14 protein-coding genes are annotated in these 22042 nt (G+C 35.1%); 12 read left to right on the top strand and 2 right to left on the bottom strand.

All coding sequences use genetic code 11. The annotated features are described in order from the left end of the window. Nucleotides 1–602 precede the first annotated feature (602 nt). Nucleotides 603–1337, bottom strand: a complete 735-nt coding sequence (locus DFR56_RS15005; protein ID WP_110396263.1) for a helix-turn-helix transcriptional regulator — start codon at nucleotides 1335–1337, stop codon at nucleotides 603–605. Between the two features lie 380 nt (nucleotides 1338–1717). On the opposite strand from DFR56_RS15005, the gene DFR56_RS14995 reads away from it, so the two are divergent. The 12 genes from DFR56_RS14995 (at nucleotide 1718) to DFR56_RS14940 (ending at nucleotide 19778) form a co-directional block, all read left to right on the top strand. Next, on the top strand, nucleotides 1718–4480 hold the full coding sequence (locus DFR56_RS14995; protein ID WP_244916550.1) for a SpaA isopeptide-forming pilin-related protein: 2763 nt from the start codon (nucleotides 1718–1720) through the stop codon (nucleotides 4478–4480). 211 nt (nucleotides 4481–4691) lie between these two features. Then, nucleotides 4692–7190, top strand: a complete 2499-nt coding sequence (locus tag DFR56_RS14990; RefSeq protein ID WP_110396261.1) for a Cna B-type domain-containing protein — start codon at nucleotides 4692–4694, stop codon at nucleotides 7188–7190. Nucleotides 7191–7228: 38 nt separating this feature from the next. Further along, the gene (locus tag DFR56_RS14985; RefSeq protein WP_110396292.1) at nucleotides 7229–8752 is read left to right on the top strand and encodes a SpaH/EbpB family LPXTG-anchored major pilin; all 1524 of its coding nucleotides are present in this window, start codon (nucleotides 7229–7231) and stop codon (nucleotides 8750–8752) included. Nucleotides 8753–9266: 514 nt separating this feature from the next. Continuing rightward, nucleotides 9267–10094 (top strand): class C sortase, encoded by an 828-nt coding sequence (locus DFR56_RS14980; protein ID WP_110396260.1) that lies wholly within the window; start codon nucleotides 9267–9269, stop codon nucleotides 10092–10094. 2 nt (nucleotides 10095–10096) lie between these two features. Beyond that, nucleotides 10097–10783 carry a class C sortase gene (locus tag DFR56_RS14975; RefSeq protein ID WP_211320640.1) on the top strand — a complete coding sequence of 229 codons (687 nt, stop codon included), beginning with the start codon at nucleotides 10097–10099 and terminating at the stop codon, nucleotides 10781–10783. A gap of 191 nt (nucleotides 10784–10974) precedes the next feature. Continuing rightward, a complete protein-coding gene (locus DFR56_RS14970) occupies nucleotides 10975–11652 on the top strand; it encodes a response regulator transcription factor (RefSeq protein WP_110396258.1) in 678 nt (225 codons plus the stop codon). A gap of 250 nt (nucleotides 11653–11902) precedes the next feature. Further along, entirely contained in the window at nucleotides 11903–13771 is a 1869-nt protein-coding gene (locus DFR56_RS14965; protein ID WP_158525663.1) for a sensor domain-containing diguanylate cyclase, read from the top strand. A 107-nt stretch (nucleotides 13772–13878) separates the two neighbouring features. Then, a complete protein-coding gene (refZ, locus tag DFR56_RS14960) occupies nucleotides 13879–14484 on the top strand; it encodes a forespore capture DNA-binding protein RefZ (RefSeq protein WP_110396256.1) in 606 nt (201 codons plus the stop codon). A 196-nt stretch (nucleotides 14485–14680) separates the two neighbouring features. After that, the gene (ezrA, locus tag DFR56_RS14955; protein ID WP_110396255.1) at nucleotides 14681–16375 is read left to right on the top strand and encodes a septation ring formation regulator EzrA; all 1695 of its coding nucleotides are present in this window, start codon (nucleotides 14681–14683) and stop codon (nucleotides 16373–16375) included. Between the two features lie 85 nt (nucleotides 16376–16460). Then, on the top strand, nucleotides 16461–17600 hold the full coding sequence (locus DFR56_RS14950) for a cysteine desulfurase family protein (protein ID WP_110396254.1): 1140 nt from the start codon (nucleotides 16461–16463) through the stop codon (nucleotides 17598–17600). A gap of 7 nt (nucleotides 17601–17607) precedes the next feature. Then, nucleotides 17608–18807 carry a tRNA uracil 4-sulfurtransferase ThiI gene (gene thiI / locus DFR56_RS14945; protein WP_110396253.1) on the top strand — a complete coding sequence of 400 codons (1200 nt, stop codon included), beginning with the start codon at nucleotides 17608–17610 and terminating at the stop codon, nucleotides 18805–18807. Nucleotides 18808–19574: 767 nt separating this feature from the next. Further along, nucleotides 19575–19778 carry an alpha/beta-type small acid-soluble spore protein gene (locus tag DFR56_RS14940; protein WP_110396252.1) on the top strand — a complete coding sequence of 68 codons (204 nt, stop codon included), beginning with the start codon at nucleotides 19575–19577 and terminating at the stop codon, nucleotides 19776–19778. A gap of 170 nt (nucleotides 19779–19948) precedes the next feature. Here the strand turns inward: DFR56_RS14940 and DFR56_RS14935 are convergent, their stop codons facing one another. Next, nucleotides 19949–22003, bottom strand: a complete 2055-nt coding sequence (locus DFR56_RS14935; RefSeq protein WP_110396251.1) for a catalase — start codon at nucleotides 22001–22003, stop codon at nucleotides 19949–19951. Between the last annotated feature and the right edge of the window lie 39 nt (nucleotides 22004–22042).

The raw sequence follows: 22042 nt of genomic DNA, 5'->3' as shown, positions 1-22042 counted from the left end.
ATAAAATAAATGATTGTGTTCTACATGTTGTCCATTTTGTTTTCATGTACCATCGCTCCAGCAGCAGAGAGTTACACGATACACCTCCAAAAAGAGGAACAAAATGGGGGCAAGCATTAGTACACATAAGCTACCTAATTATTTTACACAAAGTACAGTATATAATTTTAGGAAGAAAAAGTCAACGAATTAGAAGCGGAAAACAAACGAATCACCGACGAGATGAAAAATCATCTCTACATTGATAATAATCCCAATATTTGTACCTTTTCATATGGAAATTTATCTAACGTCTTTACAATTAGCACTTTTTTAAAAAAATGTTCCAAAGACTAATGGAGCAAATTTATGGCATTTTCACGGAAAACGGTAACGAGAAACTCCATCAGCTTTTATATTTTCACCGGGTACAGTTACGAGGGGACTTCAGAATAGTATTGTCACCATTGAATGCTTGATCATATCGTTAAATGCTTCATGTTTTACGATGTTTTTATATCCCAGCGAAAAGTAAGGTTTTGTCATTTCAAAAAAGCGAGTCCTACACGAAAGGAAAGCGAATCCCGAGACGGAAAAGTAAACGGAGTGCAATTACTTTATAGTTATTTTTCTGAATTCTGCATGTATTGAAGTGGCGTAACTCCTTTCACTTTTTTAAAGGATTGAATAAAATGACTGTGACTTGTAAAACCGTATTTTTCACGAATTGTTTTTAAAGATTCATTTGTATAAGTTAACTCGTATGTTATTTCTTCAATTTTACGTTTGGTAATATATTTGGAAATCGTTTCTCCTATTTGAATTTTAAATAGATTAGATAAATGGGTAGACGAGATGCCTAATTGCTCTGCAAGCCAGGTAACTGTCAGACGATCCCCGATTAAATAATGATTAATAAGTTGTAATGCTTTTTCTACATGGATATTTCCTTCAACTAAAAAATGATCGGAAAGTAACCATTTTAGTTGATCGATGTACCAAGGTATGTGGAGTATATATTCAGAAATTGTTTCCCATCTTTCAACGGTAGAAATTGTTTTATATGAATGTGCAAGTATGTTTGGATGTAATAAATTTTTCCGTGAATATACAAGAATAATGTCAGTAATAATGCTGATAAAAAATATTCGATTGATAAATACATGTTTGTTTTCTTGAAGCTCTAGAAGCTCAAAACAGAAATCAGTCAATATCTCTTCACATTTTTCATATTCTTTTCTTGTTAACCTCGAAAATAAATTCCTTTCATAATCGACAATACTTTTCTCTAAGTCAAAATGAATAATCGTTTCTGTACTAATTATTTTCTGCTCAGATACCTTCCTATTTTTGTTCATTTGAGCATTCCCCCTCAAATTATAGCCTTTCTACTATTTAAATGGTGAAAGAAAAGTTGAAAAACGTTACAAAAGGATTTTGGTGTATTTTCCCATTTATAAGTATCATTCTACCTGTTTAAATTAAACAAAATCTAAACAGAGCATATAACATTCTAGTGAATAAGTTGGATTCATTTACGTTCATCAGCTTAAAGTACTAAAAATGTAGAAGGGAAAAGACAGAGTTAACAAAATTGTTTAAATTATATTGTTTATCTTAAATAAAGTGTTCAAAAACGAAATAGGTCATATTTCAATTTCTTCTAAACTTAAAGCCATAAGTAATCCTTTTGAAGGATTTCTTTGATTAAGTGAAAGGAGGAAAGTAATTGAAGAAGGTGAGAGCATTTTCGGTTTTTGCTATAACACTTTTAATATTACAAATAGTTAGTCCGAATGTAGGTCTAATTGCTGAAACAAAATCAGCTAAAAGTGACAATAGTGGCAAAATCGAGGTAAAACAACTTGAACAAGTTGATGATTCCATTAAATGGAAGGTCACGGTAAACGCTTCAGGTGAAGAGACAGATGGTACTCATACGAAAGTGACATTTAGTTTTGGGCATACTCATGGATCAATCAATGATTTAAGTCATGTCGATGTCGAAAAAACTTCAGAAGGATACTTGATTGAAACTCCAGAGGGAAATGATACGTATGAAATTGAACTAATGACGAAAATAAATAGTAGTGATCAGACGACTTTTTCACTAGTTGCTGAATCAAATTACGGAGACCGGGCATTTAAGGCATCAGATCAAGTAGAAGTACAAACCGAAACACCACAAAAAGAAACAGCAGATGAAAAAACATCCGAGCCAGTAACTGAGACGGGAACGGATGAGCAACAAGAAAAATCAAAAGAAGAAGAAAAGGAAAAAAAGGCAAAAGAGACGGAAGAAAAAGAGGAAAAACAAACAGTTAACGAAGAACAAGATGAAACAGAACGAGAAGCTGAAGAGGAAGAAATTATTCCACTCGAACAATTTAGTGGTGGCGCCATTCCAAAAGCGAAAGCATTTTCAGCGAATAAACTACAAATGATGATGCAAGTAGATGAAGGGACAGCGACTCATAAAATTGAAAAAGGCACATCAGATAATATTTGTATTCGAGAAGTAGAAGGGACAGTCAATTTTAACTTACCTGTTCCGGAAGAAAAGAAACCGGTTGATATTGTCGTCGTTCAAGATGCGAGTGGATCGTATTCCAATAATGCGGGTCAGGTACGGCAAAGCTTAAAAGATATTGTCAATATGCTTGACCTAACCCAAGACCGGATGATGGTAACGAGTTATCGAGGGTATGAAGGTTGGAGAAGTTATCGTAACCTTTCAGATTATAACAATGAGAGAGTCTACGATACAAGAAGTGGAACAAATCTTATTTTGCAAAATCATACAGGCTTATCAAATAACGCAAACCACTTAAAGAATGGTATTGACCAAATAAGGTTTGATGATGCAACTCCAACTGCAAGTGGACTGCAATTTGCTAAAAATCAATATGAAGCTGCTACAGCTGGTGAAGATCTAAGTGATAGAAAAACAATATTCATTCTCATTACTGACGGTGTTGCCAATATTCAATTAGATGGCTATATTCATCTAAATCGTCAAATAGGTACAGCATGGAGCGAGGCAAACCAATTTTATCAACCAACTTTTGCCCAAGTAGTCGGTGAAGCAAATTCAATTAAAGGGCTTGGATATGAAATGGTTTCCGCCTATTGGGAAAATACGGCTGTGTTAAGAAATGCTTACGGAACGAACTATTACAATAACACAATCGGTCCTGCTGCTAGGCAAATGTTAAGGGATGTTGCTTCTTCTCCAGAAAATTATAGTGCCAATGAAAACTTGGCAGATTTAATCAATGAAATGTTAGAAAATCTGCAAAGTGTCGTAAATGAATATAACGGATTTAAGACTGAATTTGACATTGCACCAGGATTTGAACTTGTAGAAGACAGTATTTACTTGAATGGAAGTCAGGCTACCTATTCCGTTTCAGGTAACACAGTTACGGTTACTGCAGACAAAATAAAATCTGGCGCAAGTATATTGACATATCAACTAAAAGAAACAGCTAGTCACAAAGACACGACAACACCGATGACAAACGGCATGATCTACTATGACAAGGAGAACAATTCATTCAATGAATCTATTGCCATCCCAAATGCAACCTTAGCTGGAAATGAACATAGTGATCAATGTGAACAGAAGATAAATAAGTATGTTGCACTAGGCGGGTCAAATGATTTCACCAATAGTATTGAATTAGAAAAAATCCATGATTCTTTTACGTATAAGCTTGAATATCAGTTTGGTGAAAATATATCTCAGTATGACACCGTGCAACTGAAAGATGAATTGGAATCTGTTTTAGAACTTGTTGGAAACGTAGAGGATATTACTGTTCATTCAGATAATATTGACAACCTATCCGTTCAAATTAGTCTTTTAAATAATCAAAGTGGATTTACCGTTGACCTGCCTAAACAAAATGGATCGTATAATTACTTAGCTGGGAAAAAGATTGTTGTTACTTTCCAAGCAAAGATAAAGGACATTGTAACTCCAGATGATTTGAAGAAATATGTTGATCAACGTATTCCAAACGTAGCGACATTATTAGTAGATGGGGAACATGAAGACTCAGAGGAAGTATATGTGAAGCCACCAGGATCAGGGACGTTAAAAATTATCAAAATAGATGCCGATGATCAAACAAAATTAGCTGGTGCTGAATTTAGACTTGTTGATCTAGAGGAAAATATCATAGCTGAAGGTATAACAGATGATAATGGCGAATGGTTCGTGGAAGAAATACCAATTGGGAAATATAAGTTAATTGAAACAAAAGCACCAATATATATCGATGAAAATGGTAATGAGGTTGCTTATCGTTTATTAACATCACCAATAGATGTAGAAATAGAACATGGTGGTCAAGTCGTTGAATTGCCTGTTGAAAATACAAAACAAGGGTGGACTATTCCAAAAACAGGTGGATTTGGAACGTTAGGATTTTACGGAATTGGGCTTATTCTTATGGTTGCTGCGGTCTGGTATTTCATTAGAAGACGTCAAACATAAGTCCTTGTAACGAAGTAAATATGAATAATAGAAAAAATACCTATAAGAAATAGGAAAAAAACTTAGTTAACAGAATTGCCCTAATTATATAAAAAAACGTAAATAAAGTATTGTAAATCGTAACAGGGCATGGATGGATTTCCTCTAAACTTAATCCATAAGTAGACCATTTGTAGGTTTTCTTTGAATTATGTGAAAGGAGGAAAGTAATTTGAACAAAGTAAAAAGACTTTCGTTAATCGCTATTACACTATTAATCTTTCAAATTTTTAGTCCTAATTTAGGTCTATTGGCAGAGGCTAAAAGTGACAATAGTGGCAAAATTGAAGTAAAGCAAGTCAAACAGAATGCTGATTCCACTAAATGGAAAGTTATAATTAATGCTTCCGGTGAAGAAAATGATGGTTCTACGACAAAGGTAACAATTGGTTCAGGTCAAACACATCATTCAATAAATAATGTAGGAGATGCAGATGTAGAAACATCGGCAAACGGTTATGTGATACATACACCAGCTGGAGCTAAAACATTTGACGTAGAAATAATTACATCTATTACAAATCAGGATCAATCTTCATATGGTTTAGAAGCATTAACAACTTATGACGATGGAAGTTTCAAGGCATCCGATCAAGTAGCTGCATTAGAGAAAAAATCAGAAGATACTGAGAAGGTCGTTGAAGTCGAAGAAGAAGTTGTAAAAGCTGAACCGGAAGAACAAGTGAAGCTGACAGAGTCTGAAGAGAGTGTAAAGCAGGAGAAGATAGCCAAACAAACAAAAGAAGAACAACAAAAGGATGAGGTAAATTTATTATCCATAATTCCTTTTGCAATTGGGACTCCAGGAGTTTATACAACGGATCCTAACTCCATTGTCGTACCAACAGCGATTGTTGGTGAATCAACAAACGCCCATACGTTAGCGGATTATTTATGGGCAAATGGTGATACAGTTTACGTAGCAATAAAGTCTACACATGAATTGCAATATATGACTTTAAATGGGATACAAAATTATGATTCAGATGTTTATAATGCGCAGGTACCAATCTCGATTGACGGAGATAGTCACCTGCCAACTGGGTTATCTGGAAATACGAAAGATTCACACTGGACAGTATTTAAATTTAACTTAGCGGATCTTCAGTTGCCAGAAGGGAATAGCCCGTTTTTTGTTAAAGGAATCGGTGGTGGACATGACGTTGGTGGAGATTTAAAGTTTACGATACCTAAAGAAGATAAGGAAGTTAAGAAGATTTGGGTGGGTGGATCAAATCATCCAGCAGTAGACCTTCAATTAATAGCTGAGAACGTCGATGGGGGAACGCAAGTACTTCGAACAGGAACAGTGAATGGAACAGAGTCACCTGCGTGGACGTATACGTTTACTGATGTACCAATGTATGATCCATATGGTCGTCCTTATACATTCAGTGCAGATGAAGCTGAAGTCCCTGTGAACTATGATAAAACATTGGATGGTTTAACTGTAACGAATACGTATAATCCAGAACAAATGAATATGAATGTAAATAAAGAGTGGATTGGTCCTGCAACGGAGTACGTCACGATTAAACTATTTGCGAATGGGGTCGATACAGGCAAGACGCTCATATTAAATGAAGCGAATGATTGGTTAGGTTCATTTACTGAATTGAATAAGTTTGATGATACTACTGGAGATCCGATTATTTACACAGTAGAAGAACTTGATATTCCTGGCTACACAAATGAATTATCAGGTTCAGTAGAAGATGGATTTACTTTTACAAACACGAACGATGAAACACTTGAAATTGATGTCGAGAAAAAATGGATTGGACCAGGAAAAGATTCTGTGACCGTTAAGTTGTTTGCGAATGGAGAAGATACAGAAGATACGCTTGTATTAAATGGAGATAACAACTGGTCAGGTACGTTTGATAACTTAAGAAAATACGATGAGGAAACTGGTGAAGAAATTGTCTATACGGTAGAAGAAGTTGTCATTCCAGGATACTCCTCCAATACAACAGGATCAGCCGAAGATGGTTTTATCATTACGAACACAAATGATGAAACTATCGATGTTGATGTCGAGAAAAGATGGGTTGGACCAGCAACAGAATCTGTAACCATTAAGTTGCTTGCGAGCGGAGAAGATACAGGACAAACGCTCATCTTAGGTGAGGATAACAATTGGTCAGATACTTTTAAAAATTTAAGGAAATATGATGCGGAAACAGGAAAAGAAATAATTTATTCCGTGGAAGAAGTTGAAGTTCCTTATGGATATGACGTCGATTATAGTACAGAAGATGAAAAACATATCATTACAAATACGGCCCGATACGGCTCATTAACCGTTGAAAAAGTGGATGAAAATGAAAAGCCACTTGCTGGTGCAACGTTTGAACTAAGAGACTCAGAGGGGAATGTCGTTGGCATATTTACGACAGGTAATGATGGAACGATTAAATTTGAAAACCTAGAATGGGGCGATTATAAATTAAAAGAAACGAAAGCTCCTGAAGGGTATAACAAACTAGTTAAAGAAATTGCTATAACGATAAATGGAGAGAATTTACATGTAACAAAACAAGTGGTAAATACACCAATTGGATGGAACATTCCGAAAACTGGTGGCATTGGAACACTAGGCTTTTATGGAGTTGGCTTTATCTTAATAGCTGGAGCAGGATGGTTTGTATTTAGAAGGCGTCAAGTATAAAACATAGAACGTTAAGATCATTAGGAGGGAATTACAGAATGAAAAAGAGATTTTCAATTTATCATTTTTTAGTAGCTATCATGATGTTTAGTCTACTATTACCAGGGGTGGCAAATGCGGAAGCTAGCACAACAGGCTCATTAACGATTCATAAGTATGAACAAGAACCAGGTGCATCACAAGGTGAAGGTGACGGGTCAGCTGGTCAAATACCAGAAGGAGAGCCGTTAGCTGGTGTTACGTATAAAGTGAAACAAACACATTCATATGATGGTGAGAACTGGACAGAAGTAACAGGTGGTCAGGAGTATGAGTTAACAACAGATGAGAATGGCCAAGTGACACAAGAATTACCATTAGGGCGCTATTCAGTTGGGGAAATTGACGGACCAGATCACGTTAATTTAAATCCAGATACATTCTATGTTGATATCCCAATGACCAGTAAAGATGGTTCGACATTAACTTACGACGTACACATTTATCCAAAGAACGAAACAATCCGTGGTGCTGTTGAATTAACGAAAACAGACGGTGATTCAGGAGCAGTATTAGCGGGTGTTCAATTTGAACTATACAATACTGATGGAACAAAAGTAGAAGATACAATATTTGTAACAGACGCAAATGGAAAAATTAAAGTAGATGGTCTAGCATTTGGCAATTACTACTTTAAAGAAATTGCAACAATTGATGGGTATGTATTAGGTAGCCAAAAGGTAGATTTTTCAATTACTGAAAGTGGTACAACAGTAAAGGTCAATGTTAAAAATTACAAAGAACCAGAAGTTGATAAGGATGTAGACTTTGATGCGGTAAACCGTGGAGAAATCGTAACGTATACGATAACAGTAGATTTACCAGGTGACATCAAAGATTATAAGAACTTTGTTGTAACAGATACATTACATGAAAACCTAGAATTCGTTGAAGTTGTATCTCAGGCAGATGGTTTTACTTTCAATCAAAACGGTCAAACATTGACATGGACCGCTACTCCATCAGAGCTTAGTGGACCAAGCACAGTAGCATTTAGTTTCAAAGCTAAAGTATCTGAGGATGCAGAGGCAAATAAAGTTATCGATAACAAGGCATATATTGACTATGAAAACAATCATGGTTCTTCCGGACATAAAGAAACAGATCCAGTTCCAGTCACACCAACAGCAGGATCACTAAAAGTGATTAAGCAAGACAAATCAACAAAACAGCGATTAGAAGGTGCAGAATTTGCCCTTCGTGATTCTAACGGTGATTTAGTAGAAACAGGAACAACAGGTGCAAATGGTGAACTTGTTTTTACAAGTGAACTTGATTACGGTAACTATACGTTACATGAAACAAAAGCACCAAACGGCTATCGTAAATTAACAAAACCAATCGAAGTTACAATTGACGGCGAAAATAGCAACGTTACAATAACTGTCGACAACTCTAAATCTGGATGGGAGTTACCGAAGACCGGTGGAATTGGAACAATTCTCTTTACTTTAATCGGATTAACGTTTATGGGATCAGCTTTATATCTGTATATCCGTCGTAGAAGGAGAGAATTTGCTTAAGTCTGATAAATAAATCGGGAAAGAGGCTGGGACATAACTAAAACGACCAAATCTAAAAACGAATAATGCATTACCTAAGTGGAGGAAATATACGTAGACTCCTGCGGGAGGAAAGGCATCGGTGAGACCCCATAGTGCGCCAGCACGAGGAGGCTCACCAGCCGCCCGCGGTAAAGGAGACACTGTGAAAACAAGCGATAGCGCAGGTTGAACAGATGTCGCTCTTATGCCCTGTGGTGAAAGCGAAGTATATTTCCAGAGTGGGTGATATGCAGCTACCATTGTTCGGGTTTTTCTTTGGTGAAAACGGCCTCTTTCTTTAAGAAAGAATCCGTAATAAATGAAGAATTATTCGATTTTGGACGTTTATTTAACTATTTGCTCGCCAAGTTGCGAGTTTTCTTTATAGGAATTTTAGGTAAAAATCTTAGAAATCGTCCTAAATACGCTAACTTTTACCTGAAATAGACCGCCAAGCAACAAATTTTTATCGCTAATTTAAAGGATGACGGCTATGGTACGTAAAATAATTATTCCGATCATTTTTATCACTGGTTTTCTCATTTTTTTTTATCCCATCGTCAGCAATTGGCTTAGTACAAAAGACCACTATACGGTGATGAGTAAACATAATGAAGTACTAGAACAAATGACGGAGGATGAGAAAGAAAAAGAGCGAGAAAAAGCGAAAGAATATAATGATTCATTAAATGAAACAGCTATCCCGATTGCAGATCCATTCGCTGAAGATGCAACAGAGACAACAGTTACTGGTTATTTCAATGTGTTAGACATTGGGGAAACGATGGGTAGTTTAGAAATACCGAGTATCAATGTAAAATTACCTATTTATCACGGGGTTAGTGAAGATGTCCTACAACAAGGAATTGGTCATATGTCAAATTCTTCTTTTCCAATTGGAGGGAGTGGGACACATACCGCATTGACAGGTCATCGCGGGTTACCTAGTTCAAAATTATTCCGTGATTTAGATAAAGTAGAGGTAGATGATGTTTTTCTGATTCATACGTTAGATGAAACACTAGCATATAAGGTTGATGATATCCAAATAGTATTACCAACCGAAACGAACTGGCTAGATATGAAGAAAGATAAAGACTTTGTCACATTGATTACTTGTGAGCCATATATGATTAATACACACCGCCTTTTAGTTAGAGGAGAAAGGGTACCATATTTTGAAGATATTCCTCATACCGCTACAACAGACATAAGCCAAAAGGTAGATATAGTAAAACTTTCCTTATTTTTTGTAGGTATTTTGACCATAATAATACTACTAATAATATATTTGCGTAAAAAAAAGCAAATGGAAGTGTGATGATGATGAGAAAAAATAAATGGATATTGTTATTATTTATTCTCGGACTCCTAATTATTGTTTATCCACATATAGCCCAATTTATTAATAATCAGCTTCAAAAGTCACAAGTAAATCAATTCAAAAATGAGGCACAATTACTTACCCCGCAATTTATTTTTGAAAAGTTAGAAGCTGCAAGAAGATGTAATGAGGCTATTTTTAAAAATGAAGAAGGACTTCATGACCCTTTTACAGATGGTTATAATCGTGATGACTATGAAGGGTGTAAGGATGCTCCAATGGATGGAAATCATTTCGCTTCGATTGAAATACCGAAACTTAGCCTAGAAATACCAATCTATCTTGGAGCTAGTGAAAATGAGCTATCTAAAGGAATTGGGCAAGTGGAAGGATCCTCTTTACCGGTAGGGGGACTAAGTACACATACCGTTTTGGCCGGGCACCGGGGAATGGGGACGAAAGCAATGTTTCGTCAATTAGATCTAATCCAACCTGGGGACACGTTTTATATATATACGTTAGAAGAAAAGCTTCAATATGAAGTATTTGACGTAGAAGTGATTTTACCTCACGAAACAGAAAACTTAGGAATTAATGAAGGAAAAGACTTAGCATCATTAATAACTTGTCATCCATATCGGGCGAATAGCCATCGTCTCGTCGTACATGGAGAACGGGTAAAATAAATTTCATAAAAGAAGTTGTTCAAAAAGTTCAACAAAAATGACACATCGAATTTCTGCGTTGGCTTGCTTTTCCGGTACTCACGTATGTAAAAGCATACGCGAGTTCCTCGGGAGCTACGCCGCCTTGAACTTCTCGATCCTTTTTATCGGCCTTTTGAACACGCACTAAAAGTGAATAGGAGGTTTTAAAAATGAGCGAAACTAAAATAAATATCGTATTAATTGATCATCAACAACTATTTCGTGAAGGTGTAAAACGTGTACTGGATTCAGAATCATCGTTTCATATTATCGTTAGCAGTGATGATTATTCCGTCGTTAAAACTATATTGCCATTACAGGACATCGATGTGTTGCTAATTGATGTTAACACATTTATGCAACATCGCTATGAAATAAAAGAAGAGGTGTTTCATAACGATTCCAACATTAAAGTAATCATCCTCTCGGCAGAAGGCGAAGAGAACTATGTAACAGAAGCAATTAAAATTGGAGTACATGGTTATTTGTTAAAAGAAATGGATATATTTTCTTTTATAGAAGCAATTAAAATTGTAAAAAATGGTGTATCCTATATTCATCCAACCATTACCCATGATTTAGTGGAAGAGTACCGTAAATTAACGAGTAATGATCTTGAAGAAGAGGAAGAAAATTTTCAAATGCCATTACATTTATACACAAAAAGAGAATGTCAAGTGCTTCAATTATTGACGAACGGGCAAAGCAATCGTCAAATAGCGGAAACGTTAAATATTAGTGAAAAAACAGTAAAAAATCACGTAAGTAGTTTATTCAAAAAAATGAATGTAAATGATCGAACCCAAGCAGTTGTTATGGCCATTAGAAAGCATTGGGTGGAACTTTAACCTTTATTAGCTTGTAGGATCTTACTACAGGCTTTTTTTGAATTCAAAACTCTATTTATAGGTCTAAACACCTACATAAAAAGTCGTGATAGACGACTCACCAAAACCTTATAGAATCAATGTTTATTTGAAGTATAATAACAAAAAAATAACGAACAAGAAAATAATGGAATACTTTTGGAATATAACTAGTAAAAAAGAATCATTAATAGTATAATGGAATCATATAGACATAGTAGGTGGGGATATGATGAATACGAATCGAATATCAGAAAATTTAAAGGCTAATCTCTTTGAACTAACCTACACGATTGATGAATATACACGAAAAGACATGATGAACATGTTATGTGAGAGGCTAAAGAAAATCTTGGATGCTTCAAATATCGTGTTTTATATGTATAATAAAAAGCAATTAAATGAGCAAATAACTTATTTTTCCTCACAATATCCAGTTAGTGTTAAGACTCTATCTCCCAGTCGTTTCATTGCTTATTTTAAGGAGAAAACGAATATTACCGTAGTAAATGAAGAAAACCCTATTACACAAAAATCTTTAGATCAAATGACTTTTTTATTAAAAGTTTATTGTAAAGAGAATTTTAGTGGGTTTATGTTCATTACGTTTTCCGAAGATCAAATTGTAAGTTTAACGACACTTGAAAAAGTACGGATCATTATTGAGCAATTTTTAAGTATTTTATACCATAAGCGACACCAAATGTTTCTACGGGAGCGTAATCAGTTACTGTTCCAATTATCTACCAAATTACATTCTGTTCATCAAACAATAGAAGTGTTAGAACGTTTTTATGAAACGATTCAATTAATTTACCCTACCTTTCGATATTATTTATTAATGTCACAAGAGTATGAAAATGAAACATTACCGATTAAAATGATTGAGTATACAGGAGGTGCAACACTATCTCCGGGTACGTTAGCGTTTATTAATAACGAATTACAAATTGAATATAATGAAGTGAAAAAAGAAACCAATATTTATTCACCGTTAAGTGGTAAACAAGGTGTATATGGTGTTTTACAAATAAACATTCAACAAATTGTTACGATGATTGACGAAGAAGTGAATTTTATTACTCAGTTTACGAATATGGTTGGGCGTGCAATTGAAAGGACAACGCTTTATCAGTCTTCCACTCAGCTTGTATCAGACTTGCAAATTATTAATGTGGCTTCACATGATTTAAATTTAAACTTAGACCAAAATGAAATTACTGACACAGTGAAAAAACATATTTTTGAATCATGTCACCCAGAACAAGTTGGTGTGATCTTTTTTTCACAAGAACGGGAAGAAGGTCTAGAGTCCTTTGATATACTGGATGGGAGCACTGAATATTTTACTACACAAAACGGTATTCAATTTATTTGTCATGTATATGAAAAGATGAAGCAAGATCCAAAACCAATATTGTCCGGTAACTTTCAAGCAGAAGGTATTGATACTCTGTATAATTCAATCATGATCATCCCAATGTGGTCTTCTGAATCGATTTTTGGTGTTATTATTGTAGCCCACCATATCCCTTACTATTTCTCATTTGATAAATTTAAATTTATCCAATCATTTGTCCAACATGCATCACTAGCTTTCCATAATTCTGTTTTAAAAGAACAATTAAAGCAGACTGCAATAACAGATTATTTAACAAAACTATATTCAAGAAATCATCTAGATAAAAAAATAGGGGAACAGATGAGTCGAAGTGGACGAGGGGCATTTATCTTATTTGATGTCGATGACTTTAAATTAGTGAATGATACGTTTGGGCATTATATTGGTGACAAAGTGCTCATCCAAGTGGCTGAAATTATTAAATTGGAAATGAAACAAGGGGAGATTGCTGCTCGATGGGGTGGAGAGGAATTTGCCGTATATTTACCACATTGCAGCTTAGCAGAGGCAACAGAAAGGGCAAACCGAATAAGAGAAAAAGTGATCAAAACTACTCAACCACAAGTTACTCTTTCATCAGGAGTTTCTACATGGACTTCAGCAAAAAAAGATACGGTCGAACAATTATTTATCCGAACCGATGAGGCGTTATATGAAGCAAAGACATCTGGAAAAAATAAAGTAGTTCAACATAAATAATGAATGGCGATCTTCTATTGGAAGGTTGCCATTTATTATTTTGTGTTAAATTGCAGGAATTTTCATACTTTTGTCGTATTAAATAAAGAAAGGGAGGATTGACATGCATGAAAATAAATCAAACAAAGCAAAAAGTAGTCGAAGCAGCATCATCACTCTTTTTTCAAAAAGGATTTCATGGTACATCGGTACGGGATATCGCTGAATATGCTTCGGTGAATGTTTCCTTAATTAGTTATTATTTCAATAGCAAACAAGGCTTATTAGAATATGCAGTAACGAATTATTATGAAATGTATTTAACTATTGTAAATGAAGAAATAACGAACAATGAACATATACATCCTATTGAAAAATTAAAAAAAGTGATTTATGCCATCATTCAATATAAAACAGACTATTTTCAATTAACCTCTTTCATTAATCGTGAACTATCTTTAGATTCTACCTTTGTACGTGAAATGACGGTAACTTATTTAGCGAAGGAAAATCACGTTTTGAGTGAACTGTTTTTCCCTATTTTAAGTAAAGAAAATAAAAAGCAACGATTTTATTTATATATGCAATTAAAAGGGATGTTAATGTCACCTTATATGTTAAAGAACGAATGGAATAATCAAATGGTTGACCAACAATCTTTTCGCCATTTTATTAAAAACTATGTAAAAACCATTGATCAATGGATCGATTTTATTGCAGATAAAGATAAGTAAGTTTCCTTATTTTGCTCATGAAATTGAATGACTTCACGTTTTATCGGGACGAAAATTCGACATTTATGTAGAATATGCATATTTTTTTGTTTTTTTTAGCAAAAACGACCGTAATCATGGTATTATTAATAGTGAAATAATACTATAATGATTTAATTATATATATCCTTCTATAAAAATGATTAGGAGGTAAAAGATGGAATATGTTATTGGTGCAATTTTAGCAGTAATTGTGTTAATTATAGTAGGACTCCTTTTAAGAAAAAGATTATATGATTCGGTCGATTATTATGAAAGCTGGAAACTCGATATTATGAATCGTAATGTTGCTTCAGAATTAGCGAAAGTGAAGGAGCTTAATTTAGAAGGAGAAACAAAAGAAAAATTTGAACAATGGAAAAATAAATGGGAAACCATTTTAACCGTTGAGCTTGGAAAAGTAGAAGAATTACTTTATGATACGGAAAATGCAGCAGACCGCTATAGTTTTCCAGCTGCAAAAAAATGCATGAAACAAATGGAAGAGATCTTACAGGCAGTTGAAAAGAAGATCGAAACTATTTTAGCGGAATTAAATGAACTACTTGAAATAGAGCAATCGAATCGAGAAGAAGTTGAACAGCTTGAACCGAAGCTGAACGAATTGCGTAAAATACTTTCGCAAAATCGTTATCAATATGACCGAGCAGATGTAAGATTTGAAGTTGAATTCGATGAAATACAGAAGGAATTAACGCTATATAAGGAGCTAGTGGCAGAAGGAAACTATATACAGTCAACAGAAGTAGTCGATCAAGTAAAAAAACGTTTAGAAGCATTACAACAAGAACTAGAAGAATTTCCAGCTCTGTATAAATTATGTCGACAAGGACTTCCTACACAATTAGATGAATTGTATAAAGGCTTAAACGAAATGAAAGCGGAGGGCTATTGGATTGATCATTTAGACTTAGAAAAAGAAATAAAAGAGTTCCAAGCCCAATTAATCGATCTTGTTCATGCATTAGAGAAGGAAAGTACGAATAAGGTAAAAGAAATGGTTCCCGAAATCGAGGAACGGGTAAAAGAAATGTACCTATTGTTAGAAAAAGAAGCGTTAGCTAAAAACTTTGTCGAATCCAAAATGCCTAGTTATGAACGTGCATTGGAAAACTTTGAAGTTCAATTTTTACATACAAAGTCAGAAGTAGCACAACTGAAGCAAGCATATTACTTTGAAGATTCTGATTTAGAAAAATATATGTCTTTAGAAAAAATGGTTACTCAACTACAAGAGCAATTAAAAACATTTGCACAAAAAGTTGAAAAAAATAATTCTGCACATTCAAAATTAAGAACAGAGTTAGAACAAGGTTTTCAGCAACTTGAAAACATTGTCGAAGAGCATCAAGATTTCAAAAGTCGGATTCAAAACTTACGTAAAGATGAAGTAGAAGCGAGGGCACAATTGCAGTCGATGAGTGATGATATCTTTAAAACAAATCGCAAGCTAAGAAATAGCAATTTACCTGGCGTTCCCAACTTTATTTGGTCGATGATCGAGGAAGCCACGGAGAAAAACGAACTCGTTTTACAAGCGCTTGATAACCAACCACTAGATATATTAGAAGTACAAAAATCGCTAGCAGAAGCAAAAAGCTCTGTGATGAGTGCTATTGAAAATACGAATATGATGTTAGAGCAAGCGTATTTGACGGAACAAGTTATCCAGTATGCAAATCGTTATCGTAGTTCCAATCCATCACTTGCGGCAAAGCTTTTAGAAGCAGAACAATTATTTCGTAAGGCTGAATATGAATTAGCATTAGAAAATGCAGCAAATGCAATAGAAGAAATTGAACCTGGTGCACTTAAAAAAATAGAAAAACATCAAGAAATGACTGTTTCTTAAATAATAAGACTGTCTTATAGGGTAACATCTATATAGTCAGTCTTGTTTTTTGATAAGATGAATAATGAGTAGGAAGGATTTTTAGATGATTTATTTAGATAACAGTGCAACGACGATCCCTGATGAATCAGTTGTACAAAGCTTTAAACAAGTATCAGAAAAATACTTTGCCAACCCGTCCTCCATTCACGAATTAGGAGCAGACGTTGAAAGGTTGCAAACGAAAGCACGTGAACAAGCAGCTACTTTATTGCAAATAGATCCGAGTGAGATTATTTTTACCTCTGGAGGAACAGAGGGAAATAATTTGGCAATAAAAGGGGTCGCGTTAAAATATCAAGGGCGCGGGAATCATATAATTACGACTGAAATTGAGCATGCTTCCGTGTATGAAACATGTAAAAGTCTAGAAGAGCTCGGATTCACTGTAACTTATCTTCCCGTAAATAGCGATGGTGTAGTGGATGTACAAATGGTAAGATCCGCTATTACGAATAAAACAATTCTCATTTCGATCATGCATGTGAACAATGAAACAGGTTCCATTCAACCGATTGAAGAAATCGGAGAAATTGCTAAAAAGCATCCAAAACTATTTTTCCATGTAGATGCTGTGCAAGCACTTGGGAAAGTTCCACTTCAATTACATCATAGCGGCATTGATTTATGTACGTTTTCAGGCCATAAAATCCATGGATTAAAAGGGACAGGAATGCTATACATTAAAAAAGGTACTGTTCTTTATCCACTTTTTCACGGTGGAAATCAAGAACAGGGATTACGATCGGGAACTGAAAATGTGGCAGGAAATGTTTCCTTTGTTCGTGCTTTACGGTTAATGATGGAGCGGAAACAAAAGGGATATGGCCACTTACAAAAAATCCATCAGAATCTTTTTAACCATTTAGGGAAAATCGATGGAGTGTATATAAATTCTTCTGAACATGGCGCCCCACATATTATGAATGTTTCCGTTCCAGGTTTAAAACCAGAAGTCGTTATTCACGCTCTTTTTGAAAAAGGAATTGTCATCTCAACCCAATCAGCCTGCTCGTCGAAACAATCGGATAAAAGCCGTGTTCTAGATGCAAGTGGGCGATCGAGCGTTGTTTCGTCATCCGGTTTAAGAATTAGTTTGTCATATGATACGAGTGAAAAGGAAATAGAAATATTTATCCGAACGTTTACAGAAACAATTAAACATTTAAAAGATATATTGGAGTAGATAAGTCATGCATTATGATCATATTTTAATACGATACGGAGAACTAGCTTTAAAAGGAAAAAATAAAAATCAATTCATTACACAGCTACAAAGAAATATTCAACAGGCATTAAAACATTATCCAGATATTCGTGTAAAACGGTCACAAGGAAGAATGTTTATTGAACTAAATGGACAGGGTCCTGAACCAATTATGAAACAATGTAAAAAAGTGTTTGGAATCTACAGTTTAAGTTTAGCGTTAAAAGTTGAAAATGAAGAATCGTCTATAAAAGAAGGGGCATTGTTTGCTTTGACGGGGAGTCCAAATGCAAAAACGTTTAAAGTTTCCGTACGTCGAGTGAATAAAGGATTTCCTATTCGTTCCCAAGAAATGAATCGAATCTTAGGTGCCCATTTATTAAAAAACACATCGATATATACAGTTAATGTACATGAACCTGATGTAGAAATAAAAGTAGAAATTAGGGAAAAAGCGACTTATATTATGTCAACGGTCGTTCGTGGAGCTGGAGGTTTACCAGTAGGAACTGGTGGAAAGTCATTGTTATTATTATCAGGTGGTATTGATAGCCCTGTTGCGGGATATTTAATGATGAAGCGGGGTGTTCAACTTGAAATGGTTCATTTTCATTCACCACCTTTTACAAGTGAACGCGCCAAGCAAAAAGTGTTAGATTTAACAAAAACGTTAACAGAATTTGGGGGATCGATCAATGTTCATCTGATTCCTTTTACAACGTTACAACAAGAAATATTTAAATCAATGCCAGAACGATATGCGATGACGATAATGAGACGTGTAATGCTCACCATTAGCGAAAAAATTTGCCATGAAAAAAATATATTATCACTTACAACGGGGGAAAGTCTTGGACAAGTAGCAAGTCAGACATTGGCAAGTATGAACGCTATCAATGAAGTAACTAATTTACCAGTATTACGTCCATTAGTTGCTCTAGATAAGGAAGAAATTATTACCCATTCAAAACGAATTGGTACGTATGATATTTCTATCCGACCTTATGAAGATTGCTGTACGATATTTGTACCAAAATCACCTGCAACTAATCCGAAAAGAGAAATCATTCATGAACTGGAAAAAAAGGTAGACTTTACGCCATTCATGAATGAAGCAATAGCTAAAAAAGAAACGATTAAAATAGTTCATAATGTTCAAAGCGATCATTTTGACGAATTATTATAACTCAACTTTAACAGGGTGAAATGGACAAAAAAGCTTCATAGAATGAAGTGGGGCGTAGATATAGTGTTGAAGTTGACTTTTGGACTTAACTGTTCGGTCTAAGGAGTCTGTTTACATCTAGACTCCACCTTCTCTTATCGTAAAGTTTGTTGCTTTTATCACGTAGTTGAACGAAACTGCGCAGTAAGTTAATTTGCTATTCTGGCTAGAACGACAGTAACAGCACCGTTGATTTCCGCCACGGACAGTCGCTTTCCGCGGGCACGGCTTCAGCCTCCTCGCGGAAAAACCGCCGCTGCGGGGTCTTCAGACACGTGCTTTCCCGCAGGAGTCGACTGTCCTAAGCTCCAATCAACTATACCTAAGGTGAACGATATGATTACACTCATAAACAAATAAACGTAATGAGTGACAATACCCACCTAAGCGGAGTGTATTTCCGTAGCGACGGTACGTTCACCACCAAATGTTACTGTGCACTTTATCTGTTATATGAAATAAACAACAAATCTACTCATTTAGAAAATATTGTGAATAAATTTATTGTCTCATGGTTGTCAAGGATGTAATTAGAAGTATCCCAAGCGTAACCAAGCGAACTGTTTGAACTCATTATCTTGGTGTGAAAGTTGAGTTATTAGTATACTCAAAATAGTATTTGTCTTAATTGTTATTAAATACTTGAACTAACAACAACTACCAATTTTTTGTATGTATGATTGCTCCTCTTGGTGCGCAAGATAAATGTACCAAGGAGGTGAACCATCATGCCAAATAGTAATAATTCAAACCAATTGGTAGTTCCTGGTGCACAGCATGCAATTGATCAAATGAAAACAGAGATTGCTCAAGAATTTGGCGTACAACTTGGTCCAGATACAACTTCTAGAGCTAACGGATCTGTTGGAGGAGAAATTACAAAACGTCTTGTCCACATGGCACAGCAACAATTAGGTGGAGGACAACAATAAAATATTGAAAAATAAAAGAGTTATTCCTACATAATAGGAATAACTCTTTTAAAATAGAAAAAGTCAATTCTGTATATAAAGAGAATGTAAATCTCTATCCCTCTTAAATATTTAAATGTTTACATTCATGTACTTTACATCCCAAAAGCCATTAGGACAATTTTCCTTACCTAAACTATCCGGTTCCAAAAACGTTGTTCAGTAATTGCATTTAAAAAGTCCATTGCAAAATTTGGATTATAAGAGGCAAAAATAACTCCAGGTATATTATTTTTATTCGGAACATCAAAATACATTTCCCCAGTAGTGGCAATTCCTATTGGCTTATAATGATTATATGTTCCGCCAATATAATACATAATGTTTTTATTAAATTTCACCTGATCAATCGCACTTCCCCCTACAACATATATTGCATCATGGAGTACTGGGTCCGTTGTCATAAATGTTTCATCTATTTTAATCTTGCTCCCGATCCTACCTGTCACAGTGCCAATCTGCTCTCCGATATAATGAATAAACACACCATTTTCTTCAAGTAAATTAATAACATTTTTTACTTCTGCATCATTAAAACCATTTCCAATTAATACACCGACATTTAGCGTATTAGGATACCTGCTTGTATTTTCTTGGCTAAGTGCGGGGGAAGATGCGGTAACATTTGATTGTGCACCATTTGGGCGATTTACACCAGTATTATTAGCGATTATTGTAGCCATTTGTTTATCAACATGGACGAACATATCAACGACTTGTTGTCTAACAGATCGACTTTTAACGTTTCCAACTTCAAAACTAAATGCGTCTATAATATGTTTTTTTTCTGGTGGTGACATACTATTCCAAAAAAGTCTTGCCTGCGAAAAGAAGTCATTAAACGATTCACTACGGGCTTGAATAACGCGACCTTCTACTTTTTCTTCATAATGTACAAAGCCGCCCTCTTCCAGACTAGAAGTAGAAGGAGTATTATTTGCTAACGAATTTTTATGATAGCTAACTTTTCCGATATCAATTCGTTGCCTGCTAAAGCCATTGCGTTGGTTATTATGAAATGGACAAAGTGGTCGATTGATTGGTATTTCAGCAAAGTTTGGTCCTCCCAATCTGATAAGTTGTGTATCAAGATAGGAGAATAATCTACCTTGAAGTAGTGGATCATTTGTAAAGTCAATACCTGGAATGATATTACCTGGGTGAAACGCAACTTGCTCGGTTTCGGCAAAAACATTATCAACATTTTTATTTAGCGTCATTTTCCCAATTATTTGAACTGGAACTATTTCTTCTGGCCAAATTTTCGTCGCATCTAGAATATCAAAGTCAAACATAAATTCATCTGATTCGTCAATCATTTGTACTCCTAGTTCATATTCTGGATAAGCACCACGTTCAATTGCTTCCCATAAATCGCGTCGTTGGAAATCTGGATCTTTCCCACCAATTATTTGTGCCTCATCCCACACAAGAGAATGTACGCCTAAAATTGGTTTCCAATGAAATTTAACAAACGTACTTTTCCTTTCTTTGTTGACAAAACGAAACGTGTGTACACCAAATCCTTCCATCATGCGCCAACTTCTCGGTATTGCTCGATCTGACATTAGCCACATAATCATATGAGCTGTTTCCTGATTATTTGCTACAAAATCCCAAAATGTATCATGAGCGGAAGATGCTTGTGGTATTTCATTATGTGGCTCAGGTTTAACGGCATGAATTAAATCAGGGAATTTGATCGCATCTTGAATAAAAAAGACAGGAATATTATTGCCGACAAGATCATAATTCCCAGATTCCGTATAAAATTTCGTTGCGAATCCCCGGACATCACGAGCTGTATCCTTTGATCCGGCACTACCGACAACATTTGAAAAACGAACAAAAACAGGTGTGGTTGTTCCAGATTCTTGTAAAAAACTTGCTGTCGTATATTCTTTCATTGACTTATATAATTCAAAAACCCCATGTGCTGCATAACCACGTGCATGGACGACTCTTTCAGGTATTCGTTCATGGTCGAAGTGGGTGATTTTTTCGCGAAAATGAAAATCTTCCATTAAGGTAGGACCACGGATACCTGCTTTTAGCGAATCCTCGTCATTTGAAATTCTAACCGACTGATTCGTTGTAAGCTTTTTCCCATAATTATCTATTCTGAATTGCTCTAACTGTTCATCTTTACTATTCGTAGGTTTTTTATCGCTTGACCCTCGTTCCATATATAATAATCACCATCCTAATCTATTCATTCTTATACA

Origin of the sequence: Pseudogracilibacillus auburnensis (genome assembly GCF_003201975.1) — a bacterium.
GTDB classification, from domain to species: Bacteria; Bacillota; Bacilli; order Bacillales; family Amphibacillaceae; genus Pseudogracilibacillus; species Pseudogracilibacillus auburnensis.
The sequence above is the reverse complement of the archived record's forward strand: the minus strand, read 5'-3'. Positions and strand labels throughout refer to the sequence as shown.